Below are 15,103 nucleotides of genomic sequence, written 5' to 3' on the forward strand. Positions count from 1 at the left end.
TTCCCTTAATAACGCTCTCCCTTAAGTTTTTTAAGTATCTGTTCTGCAAATTCCCATGCTTCTTGCTTATTCATCATAGTTCTGTAAGGGGGTGTGGAATAATTCCTATGAAGTATTTGGTTATAAAAGTGCATAAGCTTCTCAGTATCCTCAGGAGTGAGCTTAGATGGATTGATTTCCCCATGCATAATGCCAGCATGGATAGGTGGAGTTTTAAATCTATTTATAATAGGCAAAATATAATTCCATCCTCCATGAACCCGGCCTTTTACGAAAACCCCTTTGGTATCCAAACATACTACAAAGATAGCTGTTTTTCTCTGTTCCAGGATTTGGAAATAGGTATCTATGTATTTATCAAATTGGGGCAAAGTCTTTCCCTCATAGATAGCTGAACCCAAAATTACCAGCTCAAAATCATCTGGAGATGGAGCATATTTTATATCACATACTTGACTACCAAATGGAAGCCTTTCTGCTATCCACTGACCAATGGTCATGGTAGAACCATATTTTGTTCCGCAAGCAATTAGTGTCTTCATGCCCTTTCTCCTGGTTTAATTCCTTTCTCTTTGACTACTAAGGCAAAATAATCAATCAGTGCCTGACAAATATTTACTTGCCAGAATTCACCTGCCAGGGTGAGTTCCATCCAGCCACTGTCCATTTTGATCAGACCAACCCTTTCCCACTGTTGAAGCAATGGGGAAAATATATCCTCTAAGTCAAAACCATACAATTTCCCAATACCTCTTAGGTTACAACTACGTAAGGATTCCATATCTCCTACAATATCTCTGAAAAGATTACTATAATCAGACCATTTCATGCCCATAGAAATAGGTTTTTCTCCTCTTTCCACTCTTTGATAATAACTTCTCAATTTGTTATCTTGATAGAAAAAATACCCCTTAAGCCAACCGCCAGCTCCAGCACCAAATGGTATACACACCCTGCCCTTTCTAGCCAATATATTATAGATATTTCTTTCTCTGGTAGTCTTTCCCCAGTGGCAAATAGAAAGTCTGTTATACCTAGCTTGATTCAATAACTCCACCCCTCTGGCAAACATATCTGCCTGTTTATGGACATCTGCTGGTGGTGGGATAATGCCTTGCTTTGCCGCCTGCTCTAATCTTCCTCCAGGATATATGTTGAGCTGATATAAATCTACCCCATCCAGTCCTAATTTTATGTATTGTGTTACATCCTGTTCCCATATTTCCATAGTTTGATAAGGAAGACCGTAAATCAAATCTATAACTATTACGGCTTGATCCAAACTATGAAGATAATTAAGCCTTTCTATCAGCCTTTCCTTTGGGTCTATACGCCCCATCTTTTTTCGAACAAGGGTATCAAAGCTCTGAATGCCTATAGAAAAGCGGTTAACACCATTTTCTAAACAGGCAATAACCTTTTCATCTGAAAAATGGTATAATCTTCCTTCAACAGTAATCTCACAATCATTGGCCAGTGGTAGAGTGTTATAAATGGCCTTTAAGACCCTTGAGAGACTTTTGGCACTGAGGGCAGTAGGAGTGCCTCCCCCGAGGTAAATAGCATGGAAAGGGTGGTATTTGATAAATGGGGCATGAGCTACCATCTCCAATTCTTTTATGATACAGTCTATATAATACTTTTCTTCCTCAATTCTATAAGGATACTGATAAAAACCACAGAAAAGACAATGGGTTTCACAAAATGGGATATGAAAATAAGCTATTCTTTTTTGTTTCTTTCCCTTTCTAGCTAAAGAGTCATTCCATACTCTTTGAATCATTTGGGAATCAATAGGTTCTCCCTTAACACCCGGATGCACTCTTACCTTCTTATCAAAGGCAGCATGTAAAGGGTCATTATTTTCATTAGCCAAGAATCTCTGTAATTCCTTTGTTGTCATTTCACTTATTATACCAAAACAAGGGCTTAAGGCAAAAAATAGAACATTTGAAACCAATTTTGTCCTTCTGTTAAGGACAAAATTAAACCATCCTACTTTCTTTTGCCTTATTTTCAGTTTTTTAATGGCATAGGAAGCTATGTAAAAATTGAATTTTTTAACAGCTTGGGAAAATTTGTTGACATATAGGGTAGATTTTGATATGAAGAGAACATGTACGGTTAAAGGTCAGGGTAAATATGAATCAAAAGTGTTATACATATCAAAATACCAAGGTTTCTAATATGAAAATATCTTATTCTTACTCACCTGAGATTTATGTTTTTAAGGATAAAATCAAACTCATCACTATTAGTCCTTTGCAATCAGTGGATGTATACCCAGGAACAATTACAGAAGGTTTCTCACTATTTTCTAAAAAGTTAAAAATGAATGCCCTAAAAACTGTTTTCTAAGAATATCGAAAAATATGTTGCGGTAGATGTGGTTCTTGATAAATTGGAAAAGATAATAGGCGTTCACCTAAAGGGAAATGGAATGAATAGAATTGCGATCTTAATTGTTTCACAAATGCTCACCTTATTGTTTTTTTCAATTTCTCAACCTATTTATGCAGCGGAACTATACGAATCTGATAAGGATCTTGCAGGAATTGCGGAGATTAATCCTACTATTTATCAGCAAATGATTGATGCTGGGGCGAAAACGCTAATTGTGAGAGGACATAAACCTTTCATTGTATATTGGCTTCCTGATGGGTTTGACGAACTTCCAAACCGCCGAATTCTTGTTATTATGCATGGAACAAACGGTAATGCTTATCGGCATATGTCGAATTTCCTGAATACTGCAAGGAAGTATCGCTTCGGGATTCTCTCGGTCCAATGGGGGTGGCCAACTGGAAAACAGACTCTGAAACGCAAAATCAAATACAAATACATTAGGAATGCTAGGGATACCTATCGCTTAATTTCAGAGGGACTTTCCTATATTGATGGAATACATAGGATTTCACCCGGTGAATGTGCTTGGCTGGGGTTCAGTCGCTCAAGCACTCAGTGCGCTGTTTTTGCACATTTGGACAAAAACGAAGGGAATAAATATTTTGCCCTTTTCATAGCTACATCAGGAGGCATTGGAAAAAACCTACCCATTATGCGTGAATTGCTTTCCGGAAAGCATGGTGACAAACCTCTTGCAGGCCTGCACTTTTATCTGTGGGGAGGTAAGCGAGACCGCAGACATGGTGAAAATGAAATGCGCCAATCGCAAACCATTATCGAACAACTTGGAGGCATTGTTGATATCCTGCGAATAGGAAAAGAAGGACATGGCGGCTTCAATCACAATCTCCAATATCAAGAGGAGGCGTGGGCCCTATGGAATTCTCTTTGTTACGGAAAAAATGAGAAATGAAGGCGAATAGTCTATGATGATTCTCTTTTCGGAATTTACTTCTTTCCTGCTTGAAATGGTGTTTTAGAAAGAGTAAGCTCAAAATCTATGTTTAAAATACTTCCCTTCATTATTGCTAGGGGTCTTTTTGCCTTCCTCTACTGGATGATATTTGCCTATTTACCTATTTTTTTAAAATCCTATGGGATTAAAGACGCCCAAATTGGCTTAATTATTGGCTCTTACTCCTTTGCTGCTCTATCACTAATGATTCCCATAGGACTATTTTCTGACCGTCTGTCTTCTAAAAAATTACTTTTATTTTGCTCTTCTCTTTTCACTTTCCACTTTTTGTCATTGACTATAGCCAAAACATTTCTTCCTATTTTAATAACCGTTATCTTAGGTGGATTTGGAGCAGGAGGATTAATTATTATCCTTCCTACGCTATTTTTAAAGTATGTAGGCAGTAAAGGAAAGGAAATTGCCTATTTTCAAGCGTCAGCTTGTTTGGGATATGCGCTAGGACCTCTTTGCGGTGGAATTTTGTTAGAATATTTCCCCATAAACTCCTTATTTTATCTGGCAATATTAGTAGGAATTATTTTTATAATGGATATAACGCTTTTGCCAGACATGCCCCCTACTGTTTTTTTATTCAAAGATTACTATCAAGACCTAAAAAATCCCTTTATTTGGGTATTAATGGTCACTGTTTTAATCATGGGTCTGCATTTTGGCATAGAGAGAGTCAATCTTTCTCTTTATATGAAGATGAAATTGCAGGTAGAATCATTTTATATAGGTTTCTTTTTCACAATCATTGGCATTTGGATGGCTATCATCTCACCTCCCCTGGGGTATTTAAAGGGGATTAAAAATAAAGCCTTTTCTTGGCTAGGCATCTCTTTACTTCTTTCTGGATTGTTTCAGGGTATAACCGGATTGACTGCCACATTTAAATCTTTTGTTTTGGTTCGTTTAATACACACCACCGGAGACAGTTTAATGCTTTTAGAAGTAAGTCTTCTTACTACCTTACTTTTTCCCTCCCAGCGTCTTGGAGGACATTCGGGACTTCTTTTCACTATCCGGGCAGGAGCAACTTTTTTGGGTGCTACTATTGCTGGGATTATTAACCAGAATTTTGGATATGCCTTACCATTTATTATAAGTGGTTGTTTATCTATCTTATGGGCGTTTTTCTTAATACTTAAAATGGGCCGCAAAGAAAGTTATAATAGTAGAAGTCAATATTAATATTTTTTCAAAATAAAATTTTTCTTATTGACAAATCATTTCAAAAAGGCAATATTAACTTGTTAAAAAATTATTAAAAAAGGAGGTAAAAGGGAATGAAAAAGTTTTTGATTTGTTTAATGGTAGGGTTATTTTTAGTAACTTCGGTAGGAATAGGATGCAAAAAGAAAGAGGAAGCAAAAGCACCTGAAACGAAAGTGACTGAAGAGGCTCCGGCACCAGCAGAACACAAGGCTCCGGCAGAAACCAAGGCAGAAGAAGAAACTAAACAGGCTGAAGAATCACAAGAGCAAAAGACTCCAACAGAACATCCTCAAGAATCAGAGACACAACCAGCACATCATTAAATGTCTACCTTAAGGGACTTACCTGAGTCCCTTAAGGTACAGGACTTTCTTCCAATAGTCATCCTCAAAAATCCATCGCGGATCTTGGGTAGATAGGCTCATTTGCCTATTTTGTGATACTGATATAAAATGCTGTTTCTAAATGTGGAAAGGAAAGTTATATTTTAAAAAAATAAGAGATATTTTTTTCCCTCTTGTTTGTGCTGGCTGTGGTAAACAAATAAATACAAATTCCCTCTTTTGTGTAGAATGTCAGGAATCTATCCAAGTTATCACCTTACCTTTCTGTCAAATCTGTGGCCGCCCTTTTCCCCTCAAATATACCTCTACCCATGTCTGTGGTGGATGTCTTAAAAACCCACCATTTTTTAAAGCTGCCCGTTCAGTTTTTATTTATACTGAACCCATAAAGAGAAGCATTATCCAATTTAAATTTAAAGGTAATACCGCTTTGGCCAATGATTTAGCTAAAATGCTCCTTTTTCATTTACAGGATTTCTTAGGACAAATTAAACCAGAAACAGTAATTCCAGTCCCCTTGCATCTTAAACGACTAAGGGAAAGAGGGTATAATCAATGTGTGCTTTTGGCCCAAATAATTGCTAAATATCTAAAAATTCCTTGTGAAAAAATGGTGTTAAAAAAGGTAAAACCTACCCTTCCCCAAGTGGGACTTTCGCAGGCACAAAGGCATAAAAATGTAAAAGGGAGCTTTGCTGTCATTCATCCCCAATTGGTAAAGGGAAAGAGGATTCTTTTAATAGATGATGTCTTTACTACAGGCAGTACGGTTAATGAATGTGCAAAAGTCTTACATAAAGCAGGGGCCAGTGGGGTTTGGGTAGCTACTTTGTCCAGGACAACCGATGTTAGTTAAGATAGGAATTATTCAATTGGATATTCATTTAGGAGAGATAAATAGAAATGTAAATTATGCCCTTTCTAATATCCAAAATATGGTGGAAAAAGGGGTGAGGCTAATTGTGTTGCCTGAATTATGGACGAGCGGTTTTGATTATAAACACTTAGAGAAAATAGCGGAAACTACACCTAAAATCTTACAGGAAGTTCAACAAATAATAACTGCTAATACCTTAGTAATAGGAACATTGCCGGAAATTAAAAAAGGGAAACTTTATAATACAGCTTTTTTGATAGATAAAACTGGATTATTAGATTTTTATCAAAAATCCCATTTATTCACTCCTAGCGGTGAAGATAAACATTTTACTCCTGGTAAGAAGGCAGTAGTTGTCACCACCCACTTGAGCAAAATTGGAGTGCTTATTTGTTATGATTTGCGTTTTCCTGAAATAGCTCGCTGTTTAACATTAAAAGGTGCGGAAATATTGGCCATAAGTGCAGCCTGGCCTTTAGAAAGGATAGAGCATTGGCGGATTTTATTGCGGGCTAGGGCTATAGAAAATCAGCTATTTGTTATTGCTGCCAATGCTTCAGGGACTCAGAATAAAATAAAAATGGGAGGACACTCAGCGGTGATATCTCCAGATGGCACCTGTTTAATAGAGGCAGATGATTCTGAAACCATCTTAATTACAGAAATAGATTTAAAAAGAGTTTATACCTTCAGAGAGGAAATTCCCTGTTTAAAATCCAGAAGACCTGAGATTTATAATGTATAGAGAAAAAATTGTTTCTTGGAAGGCACTGAAAAAAGAATTAAAAAACTGGCAAAAACAAGGGCTAAAAATAGTATTCACTAATGGATGCTTTGATATTCTACACATTGGCCATGTCCGTTATTTAGAGGCAGCCAAAAAGTGCGGAGATAAACTGATTGTAGCCATTAATAGTGATTATTCTGTCAGAAAAATTAAAGGTAATCAGCGGCCAATAATGTCAGAAAAAGAGAGGACTGAAATAATAGCATCCTTAGAATCTGTAGATAGGGTAGTGATTTTTAATGACCCTACCCCTTTGGCCTTGATTAAATTCTTAACACCAGATGTGTTAGTAAAAGGAGCAGATTGGCCTGAAGAAAAGATTGTAGGGAGGGAATACATACTTCAAAAGGGAGGAGAGGTGAAAACAATTCCACTTATAGAAGGGGTCTCAACTAGTAACATTATAGAGAGAATTTTAAAGAAGTTTAATAAAAACAAAAAAATTCAATAACCAAAACAGACAAAAGATATTAATTATAAAAATGGATTTTGGGATTTAGCGTTTAGGATTCAGATATATTTCATTTTTTACCTAGCAATCATTACCCGTATAATATCGGCTGCATTTTCAGCGTGGTCAGCAATATTACCAATATATTTGGTGGTCTCTAAAAGGTGGTGAAGGGTGAGACAATCCACTTTCTCTAAATTGAAGATGGTTTTTACAATACACTGGGCGATTTGGTCAGATTCATATTCCATCAGCCTGACTTCTCTAATCTTTTCTTTCACCAATTCTCGATCTCTTTTGATAAACCCTACTGCGCGAGGTGTAATGTGAACAACTTCAGCCAAAATATCTACTGTTTGGATAGAAATGTTTAAAAGGGCTATAAACTCCTTTTTAATGGGTTGTAACACCACACCTTTTTTAAAAGAAAGCCAGACTACTATATCCTCGGCCCTATCTAGAATCTGGTCAAGCTCTCTAACTAAAGTAAAAAACTGGAATTTATCTACAGGCATAAAAACCCCTTTGGGCAGGCTATTTCTAATCTCTCTTTTCATATGGTCTGCTTCCTGTTCAATCTTACATACCTGTTCAGAAAATGTTTCAAAATCGGTATAGTTATTCTCTACATAGCTATGAACAGCCTTTTTAAGTATCTCTAGTCCTTCCTTTATTTTATCCACAAAAGGCGCTAGACTTTTAAATGGACAACTGACAAAACTATAAAAAAGAGGAACTCGCATATAGTCTCTCCTATACAAAAATGGCTGTTAAAATTTTAAATATTAACATACTGGTTAATGCTACCATAGGTAAGGTAATAAGCCAATAGAGAATTATTTTAAAAATAATTTTTATATCCACTGCTTCAAAACCTTTAGCCAGTCCAATACCAATTACCGCCCCTACTGCAGCATGAGTGGTAGAAACAGGCAACCCCAATTTTGAGGCTATAAGAATAGTAGCCGCTGCACTGAGGTCTATGGAAAAGCCCCTGGTATTTGTAAGATGGGTAATCTTAAATCCTACTGTTTTAATTACCTTATGTCCAAAAGTAATAATACCTAAAGCTATACCCAATCCTCCAAATGCTAATAACATAGGAGACACAGGCACCTTTTCTCCTACCCCTCCTGTCTTTATCACAAAATAGATTACCGCTACTGGTCCCACAGCATTGGCCACATCATTGGCCCCTTGACTTAAAGCCACACAACAAGAAGTAAAAACTTGAAGTTTCCTAAAAACCATCTCCACAATGTCATTCTTTATCATTCCTATCCATCTAGAAATTAACATTTTTCCTAAAATACCTGATAACACACAAATTGTGGTAGCCACACCAAAACAACCCCATGTGCCCAAGGCAAGTTTTTTACCTAAAGGGGTCTTTAATAAAAAAGACATAGCAATTATAAACACCGCAAAAGCAACCAAAAAAGGACCAACCTTTTTGGTCATACCCACATAATCTTCTTTTTCTAGAATTGTTTTTCTAATAATTATAAAAAAAATAAAACCCAAAATCCCACTAAAAAAAGGAGATATTATCCAACTAGATACTATCTGGCCTACCTTTGCCCAGTGGACTGTTCCAAAACCACCAGCTATAATCCCTACCCCCATAAGGGCACCTACAATAGAATGGGTACTAGACACTGGCATCTCTGCCCATGTGGCTACAAAAACCCAGACACTGGCAGCAAAAAGAGCAGAAAACGAGCCAATTACGATAAATTCAGGGTGAGCAGAAAATGCATCAAAGGAGATAATGCCCTTTCTGACTGTTTCAGTCACATGTCCACCGATAAAAACTGCACCTACAAAGGTGAGAATGCCAGCAATAAACATGGCCTGTTTGATAGTGATGGCTCTGGCACCAACGGCTGAGGCCATAGAATTGGCTACGTCATTAGCTCCCAAGTTCCAGGCCATCGCAAAGCCTAGAACAAAACCACCTATAAGAAAGAACAAAGAATATTCCATTGGAAAAAACCAATGTTAATTAGCACTTACCCTAGAGAAAGTCAACTAATATTTCTTCAGGACTTTCCCAGAATTTTCAGAAGCTTTCTAAAAAGAAAGGTAAGCTCCTCAAATCCGTAATAACTTTAAAAAACCTACAAATGGAATAACTGACCTTACGCATAGGTATGAAAAATCATTTTTTAAGGGTTGGAACCATACAAATATTTTATTTAAGACCGTACCTGTCAAATTGGAACGTTAGCACGTTTACACGTTTGCACGTTAGAACGTTGGCACGTTAGAATTAGGAATTAGGAACTGGGAATTGGGAATTTCTATTTTCTATTTTCTGTTTCCCGTTTCCCTTTCCTTCTTTATGCACGTTAACACGTTTACACATTGACACGTTTACATGTTAGAATTGGGAACTGGGAATTTCTGTTTTCCGTTTTCTATTTTCTTAACTGTATTTTGTAGGTTTGAACTTTCCATTTAAAAAGTCAAGTAAAAAATGGAAATATTTTTTAAGCAGCCTTCTCCATTTCCTCCTTTAAGATATAGTCTCGGTCTTCTTTTAACATCTTAAAAATAACTTTTATCAATTGTCTAGCAAGGCAGCGCAAGGCATGGTTATGCTCTTTCCCTTCAGTCCGTTTTTTAGCATAGTAAGTAGCGGATTCTGAAACATACCGAATTGTGCAGCCCGCAATTTCAATCATAGTTGCTTTACATATCTTATTAGCCTTATATACAACTCTTGTCCTTTTGTGTTTACCAGACTCATCATCTATACAGGCTACACCACAATAGATCGCAAGTTGCCTCTCGTTTTTAAATCTNTTGATATCTCCAATTTCTCCGACCAATCTGCTTGAAAGCTTTGTTCCTACTCCTGAGATACTTTTTAAACGCTTGACCTCAGAACTCTTTTCTCCTAGCTTTTCCAGCTTCTTATCCAACATCTCAATCTCCTCTTTTAGTTCTAAAATACGCCGAGAATGAGATGATATAATCGTTTTGTATATATCTGCCAGTTCTTCGACGTATTTTGTGTTGCGAAGACTTTCTAACATTAAAGAGGCCTGTTTTTTNCCAATCATCTTTATTTTAAGTAAAGCTCCCATAGTAAGTCTCTTATATCTCGAAAAATCAGGATACCTTACCAGAAGCCTCAACATCTTCTTGCTGTCTGTATCACCAATCTCTAATATCTCAGGACATACTTCTAATAGCCTTTTTCGAAGCCTGTTTTGCAACCTTATCTTCTCATCTATCAGGGTTTGTTGATGCCGAGACAGAATCTTTAACTTTTCATTGATTTTTGTTGCCTTCTCTACCGCAATGAATGCCTTTTCATTTTCAGCGTCTAAATAATCTCTTAATTTCAGCATTTTTGCTAACATTTTTGCGTCCCTTTTATCGTTACGCCATTCTGCCCCAAATACATTCCGAAATTGTTTTAATTTTAAATTATCTACATTGTATAAGGTGAATCCGCTCTCTATAAGTATCCGATCAAATGGTGCTCCGTATCCATTCTTTCCTTCAATTGCAAATGATATTATCCCACCTTCTCTTTTCTCAATCTCTCTAAATTCTCTAACTGCCTTATAAAATTCACTGAATTTGTGTGCTATCTTCTGGTCATACAAAATCTGTTCTTCATCATCCATGATAATTATGTGATGATTATCACTGCCAATATCGATTCCTCCAGATAACCTTTTCACGCCTCACCCTCCTTTATGTTTGATATTTTATGGCTCTGCCAATACCTTTATCCCGTCTATAATAGCCACTTAAAGGCACCTTTCCATTAGACAGGGTATTGGCAGGAGAACATCCGGCAATTCAAACCGAGTCACAATAATTCAACATTATTGACTGACCCCGTTAGCCACAAATGTTCCCCTAGCCATTTATCATTTATATCACATAAAGAAGGCTTCTTAATTTCATTCCCTATTTTTTACTCTCACTTTTAATTATAGACCCCAATTCCACTACATTTGGCTATTTCATTCCCTCACTATTTCACTACTCACTGGTTTTAATGTTTTGGCATTTAGATATTTGGATTTCATTTGGTATTTGGATTTTGAAATTTGGATTTTTTAGACCATATTTAAACGTTTGTTCTTTTTGTTAAATTACTTATAGCCTGACTTTGACGTAGCCCTGTTTTATAGGGCGATTGTAGGGGTCATAAATCATCTTACAATTATCATTTTTAATTTAATTTAATTTATTTTATTTTAATTTTTTTATTTTATGTTAAATAAAGTCTATGCCACCTCTTAGTATCAGAAATAGGGTAATCCTCTCTATCTTAATGTCCATTGTCCTATGTATATTGGTATTTAGCCTTATCTTTATATATATTCCTATAAAAGGATAAAAAGGGAGACAGTCTCACGGTTTTCTGTCATTGCCGATTTCCAAAAAATGCAGTTAGAAAGATGGCTTGAGGAAAGGGAGGATGTCGTAAGGGCACTTACCCTTCAACGCGAGATAATAAAAATCCTCAAGGAATTAGAGAATCAAAAAAATATAGAGAAGATGCAAGAGAGTTTGTGTATTTATCTGAGGAAATTGTACGAAAAAGATGGCTATTCAACCTTTGTCCTAGACAAAAATGGGACTATTGTGTGTTTCTGCCTTTAAGGAACTTATAGGAAAATCTAGGAAAAAAGGTATTATTTTAAAGAGGCGATTAACACAGACAAAGTAGTCTATTCTTTTGGTATGCAATCCCAATTTTAGCCATGAAAAGGGGGCATTTACTGGTGCCGTCCGTACAAAAAAAGGGCGTTTTGAATTGGCCCATAAAGGGACTATATTTTTGGATGAAATTGGTGAGATACCATCAACCACACAGGTAATTTTGTTGCGTGTGCTTCAAAATAGGTGCTTTGAAAGGGTAGGGGGAGAGAAGACTATAGAGGTAGATGTGAGGGTCATTGCCGCCACAAATAAGGAGTTAAAAAAGGAGATAGCCGCTGGGCGGTTTAGGGAAGACCTATATTACCGCCTAAATGTAGTCTCTATCCATATGCCTCCTTTGAGAGAGAAAAGAAGACATACCCTTGCTTTGCGATTATTTTCTTAAAAAGTTTTGTAAAGAATTAAGGAAAGAAATAAAGGGGTCTACACCTCAGGCCATGAAGGTATTGATAACTACAATTGGCCTGGAAATGTAAGAGAATTAGAAAATGTGGTTTATCAAGTGACAATTTTGGCAAAAAAGAGGTCATAAGCAGGAATTTATTGCCGGCTCATATTATAGGCTACACAAAAAATACATCATTAGCAGAATACGAAAAAACTTATCTTAGAAGTACTTAAAGAATGTAATTGGCATAAACATAAATCCGCACGTCGTTTGAATATTATTAGGTCTACACTTTATAGTAAGATGAAAAAATATAAACTTATAAAAAATTAAAGGGTCGTATTTTAAACGATAAAAACCCAGTATATCTATTATCTTTCTTTTATAGGTCGTATTTAAAACATTTTTATTTGGGCAATCCGTTACAAAACATTTTAAGAAAAAGGAAAAATAATTGGCATGACTTTTGCTTTATACGTTAAGTTTAAGTTTCATAAGTTTGGAGGATTTGATGGAGAAGATGGAACAATTTCAAAAAGATGAAGTAAGACATCATTACATTGCCTACTTGTTAGACTACATGACCCAAAAGGGGATGAGTGTGGAAATGGTGATGGGGTTAATACGAGAAGTAAGTCGTATTGTATTTAATAATCATTATGTTTCTTTGAAGCAGGTGAATAAAAAGCTAGAATATTTAGGTTGGGGTAAAGATGTATTGGATGAAAAGGCTCTGCAATTGATTCTTTTATTTTTAGAAGACCGTGGTTTTATTAAAGTGCAGTGGGAGGTTTTAAATTGATGAAAGATGTAGTTTGTTTTATCTTGGCAGGAGGGAAAGGAGAAAGACTTTTCCCACTTACTAAATCTCGCCCTAAACCCCTTTTGCCTTATGGAGGTATTTTTCGTTTGATTGATTTTCCATTAAGCAATTGCTTAAACTCTGGTTTACATAAAGTATTTATAATTGGCCAATATCTTAGTTATCATCTTTTAGATTATTTGAATAAATACTGGGTAAAAGAAAATAATATTAAATATATCACTCCTCAACAAGGCGGGGAGATAGGTTGCTTTAAAGGGACAGCAGATGCTATTTATCAAAATCTTAAATTGATACAAGAGATTAACCCTTCTTATATATTAATCCTAGCCAGCGATCATATTTATCGTATGGATTATAGAGATTTTCTTATGGCACATATAGAAAAAGAAGCAGAATTAAGCATAGGAGTGGTAGAGGTGCCTAAGGAAGAGGCTTACAGATTTGGTATCTTAGAGACAAGTTTAAATGGGAGAGTAATCAATTTTTTGGAAAAACCCAGATATATAATGGGAAAGAAAAGGTGTTTGGCCTCTATGGGTATTTATATCTTTAACACTGATGTGCTTATAAAAATTCTTTATGAAGATGCACATAATCTTTATTCCACCCATGATTTTGGAAAAGATATAATACCATCAATGATAAAGAAATACAAGGTTTGGACATATAATTTAGACTCATATTGGAGGGATGTAGGCACTATTGATGCATATTATGAAGCAAATATGGGGTTATTAAGAGAAGAACCTCCATTTAATCTCTATGATAGCTCCTGGCCCATAAATACTTACTTAGGACAATTGCCTCCTTCCAATGTCTTTTCCCTCACTCTAAATAGTTTAATTTCTCCAGGCTGTAATATAAAAGGTCAGGTTGAATCATCTATTCTCGGTCCTGGTGTTTTTGTGGAAGAAGGCACCAGGGTTTCGGATTCTCTTCTTTTAGAAGGTGTAAAAATAGGTAAATATTGTAGGATTCACAGGGCCATTATTGATAGAGGTATAGAGATAGAAAATGCGAGGAAAATCTTAGGTAGACCTATTTTTGTGGTGTCTGAAAAGAAAGTAGAAAAGAAAATGCCTATCTTTATAAGAGAAATAAGAGACAAAAAACTAGCAAAAATAGGTTAAATTGTTTTAAATAGAAAATAAGGAGATGATTATGGAAGAAAAAAAGGAAAGGGAAGAAGAAAACCAAGAAAGAGAGAGACAATTACCTGCAATAGTTTCTCCCATATTTATCTTGGCAGAAGTTGAAGAAGAGGAATAGGGAGTAACAATATGAATATGAAAGAAATAAAAGAAATGGCTAAGAATTTGGGAATATAGCCTGGACGTTTAAGGAAGACAGAGCTTATCAGATTAATCCAAAAGACAGAAGGTAATATACCCTGTTTTGCTACAGAGAGAATAAACCATTGTGAAGAAAGAAATTGTTTATGGTATGAAGATTGCTTAAAATATTTTACTCTTAAAATTGAGTAATTTTATAAGTAAATTTCATCAAAAGAGCACTTTTTAAGATTATGAATAACATAAAAATCGGGTTAGGATTTATGGTTACTTTTTTTGCAATTATTGGGAGTTCGCTATTACTATTCCCAGAAAAGAATATTGATATAAAGCAAGAAAATATTTCATCTGATTTAGCATGTTATGTGTATACTCGAAAAATTAATAACGTATATAGAACTGATTTGGTATTTAGTGAAAATTATAAACCCCAAGTAACCTTAAAATTGGCCTTAAAAATTATAGATTTAGAAGCTCAGAGATTAGGAATTAAGAAACCTCAAATAAGGTCTCTTTATTTCTTAAAAAGAAAGAAGACCCTAGATTTGAATATAGTATGGAGAGAAGATAGTCCTTCCCTGCGTGTTCCGCAGAGAACAACTTTGGTAAAAAGGTAAAGTTTCCATATTAAGACATTTTATTCCTTTACCCAACCTGTTTTCTAGTTTAACACGCTGCTTCGGTTGCTCTCAAAGCTGCTCCGTTTTACTCCGCCCCCTTTGGGCTTACGGCTTTGACAGCGCTTTGCAGCATGCTCCTGAAAAATTAAGGTTGGCGAGAAAGAAAAAACTTTTTTCCTTTCAACCAACCCTACTTTTTATAAATAGGTTAGTGAAGTTAATCTCAATTAAAATAGAATAAAAA

Annotated in this window: 17 protein-coding genes and 3 pseudogenes; 13 read left to right on the forward strand and 7 right to left on the reverse strand. The window is 35.7% G+C overall.

The features are described from left to right. Window positions 1-5: 5 nt before the first annotated feature. Both HS1_RS10810 and hutW read right to left on the reverse strand, forming a co-directional pair. Entirely contained in the window at window positions 6-542 is a 537-nt protein-coding gene (locus HS1_RS10810) for a flavodoxin domain-containing protein (RefSeq protein WP_066065240.1), read from the reverse strand. Further along, entirely contained in the window at window positions 539-1,903 is a 1,365-nt protein-coding gene (hutW, locus tag HS1_RS10815) for a heme anaerobic degradation radical SAM methyltransferase ChuW/HutW (protein ID WP_156469460.1), read from the reverse strand. The genes HS1_RS10810 and hutW overlap by 4 nt, the downstream gene beginning before the upstream one ends. A 537-nt stretch (window positions 1,904-2,440) precedes the next feature. On the opposite strand from hutW, the gene HS1_RS10825 reads away from it, so the two are divergent. The 6 genes from HS1_RS10825 (at window position 2,441) to rfaE2 (ending at window position 7,041) form a co-directional block, all read left to right on the forward strand. After that, window positions 2,441-3,319: a hypothetical protein gene (locus HS1_RS10825; protein WP_156469461.1), complete on the forward strand. Its 879-nt coding sequence runs from the start codon at window positions 2,441-2,443 to the stop codon at window positions 3,317-3,319. Between the two features lie 87 nt (window positions 3,320-3,406). Further along, entirely contained in the window at window positions 3,407-4,558 is a 1,152-nt protein-coding gene (locus HS1_RS10830) for an MFS transporter (RefSeq protein WP_066065252.1), read from the forward strand. Window positions 4,559-4,653: 95 nt separating this feature from the next. Continuing rightward, entirely contained in the window at window positions 4,654-4,905 is a 252-nt protein-coding gene (locus HS1_RS10835) for a hypothetical protein (RefSeq protein ID WP_066065254.1), read from the forward strand. 142 nt (window positions 4,906-5,047) lie between these two features. Then, a complete protein-coding gene (locus HS1_RS10840) occupies window positions 5,048-5,782 on the forward strand; it encodes a ComF family protein (protein WP_066065257.1) in 735 nt (244 codons plus the stop codon). After that, window positions 5,772-6,548, forward strand: coding sequence for a carbon-nitrogen family hydrolase (locus HS1_RS10845; RefSeq protein ID WP_066065260.1), 777 nt, complete (start codon window positions 5,772-5,774; stop codon window positions 6,546-6,548). The genes HS1_RS10840 and HS1_RS10845 overlap by 11 nt, the downstream gene beginning before the upstream one ends. Beyond that, on the forward strand, window positions 6,541-7,041 hold the full coding sequence (gene rfaE2 / locus HS1_RS10850) for a D-glycero-beta-D-manno-heptose 1-phosphate adenylyltransferase (RefSeq protein ID WP_066065263.1): 501 nt from the start codon (window positions 6,541-6,543) through the stop codon (window positions 7,039-7,041). The genes HS1_RS10845 and rfaE2 overlap by 8 nt, the downstream gene beginning before the upstream one ends. A 77-nt stretch (window positions 7,042-7,118) precedes the next feature. Here the strand turns inward: rfaE2 and HS1_RS10855 are convergent, their stop codons facing one another. The 5 genes and pseudogenes from HS1_RS10855 to HS1_RS14085 all read right to left on the reverse strand — a co-directional run. Next, a complete protein-coding gene (locus HS1_RS10855) occupies window positions 7,119-7,784 on the reverse strand; it encodes a TIGR00153 family protein (RefSeq protein WP_066065266.1) in 666 nt (221 codons plus the stop codon). 10 nt (window positions 7,785-7,794) lie between these two features. After that, window positions 7,795-9,027 carry an inorganic phosphate transporter gene (locus HS1_RS10860; protein WP_066065269.1) on the reverse strand — a complete coding sequence of 411 codons (1,233 nt, stop codon included), beginning with the start codon at window positions 9,025-9,027 and terminating at the stop codon, window positions 7,795-7,797. Window positions 9,028-9,533: 506 nt separating this feature from the next. Next, window positions 9,534-9,848: transposase (locus HS1_RS13700; RefSeq protein ID WP_245669979.1), on the reverse strand; the 315-nt coding region annotated here is incomplete at its 5' end. 1 nt (window position 9,849) lies between these two features. Then, window positions 9,850-10,082: pseudogene (locus HS1_RS14080) on the reverse strand (hypothetical protein); the annotation flags it as partial. A gap of 19 nt (window positions 10,083-10,101) precedes the next feature. Next, window positions 10,102-10,739: pseudogene (locus HS1_RS14085) on the reverse strand (IS110 family transposase); the annotation flags it as partial. Between the two features lie 715 nt (window positions 10,740-11,454). Between HS1_RS14085 and HS1_RS10870 the strand changes: the two are divergent. From HS1_RS10870 to HS1_RS10890, 7 genes and pseudogenes are all read left to right on the forward strand, one after another. Further along, window positions 11,455-11,673, forward strand: a complete 219-nt coding sequence (locus HS1_RS10870) for a hypothetical protein (RefSeq protein ID WP_066065272.1) — start codon at window positions 11,455-11,457, stop codon at window positions 11,671-11,673. A gap of 76 nt (window positions 11,674-11,749) precedes the next feature. Further along, window positions 11,750-12,118: a sigma 54-interacting transcriptional regulator gene (locus tag HS1_RS10875; RefSeq protein WP_066065277.1), complete on the forward strand. Its 369-nt coding sequence runs from the start codon at window positions 11,750-11,752 to the stop codon at window positions 12,116-12,118. Further along, window positions 12,096-12,265 (forward strand): annotated as a pseudogene (locus HS1_RS14120) (AAA-type ATPase lid domain-containing protein). The gene HS1_RS10875 and the pseudogene HS1_RS14120 overlap by 23 nt, the downstream one beginning before the upstream one ends. A gap of 72 nt (window positions 12,266-12,337) precedes the next feature. After that, complete coding sequence (locus HS1_RS14090; protein ID WP_082757875.1) at window positions 12,338-12,454, forward strand: helix-turn-helix domain-containing protein; 117 nt, start codon at window positions 12,338-12,340, stop codon at window positions 12,452-12,454. 178 nt (window positions 12,455-12,632) lie between these two features. Continuing rightward, window positions 12,633-12,923, forward strand: coding sequence for a hypothetical protein (locus HS1_RS10880; protein ID WP_066065280.1), 291 nt, complete (start codon window positions 12,633-12,635; stop codon window positions 12,921-12,923). Further along, complete coding sequence (locus HS1_RS10885; protein WP_066065285.1) at window positions 12,923-14,077, forward strand: glucose-1-phosphate adenylyltransferase family protein; 1,155 nt, start codon at window positions 12,923-12,925, stop codon at window positions 14,075-14,077. Before HS1_RS10880 ends, HS1_RS10885 begins: the two co-directional genes overlap by 1 nt. Before the next feature lie 395 nt (window positions 14,078-14,472). Continuing rightward, window positions 14,473-14,856 carry a hypothetical protein gene (locus HS1_RS10890; RefSeq protein WP_066065288.1) on the forward strand — a complete coding sequence of 128 codons (384 nt, stop codon included), beginning with the start codon at window positions 14,473-14,475 and terminating at the stop codon, window positions 14,854-14,856. The last annotated feature ends 247 nt before the right edge of the window (window positions 14,857-15,103 follow it).

The sequence above is a fragment of the Candidatus Desulfofervidus auxilii genome (assembly GCF_001577525.1).
In the GTDB taxonomy this organism is placed as follows: Bacteria; Desulfobacterota; Desulfofervidia; order Desulfofervidales; family Desulfofervidaceae; genus Desulfofervidus; species Desulfofervidus auxilii.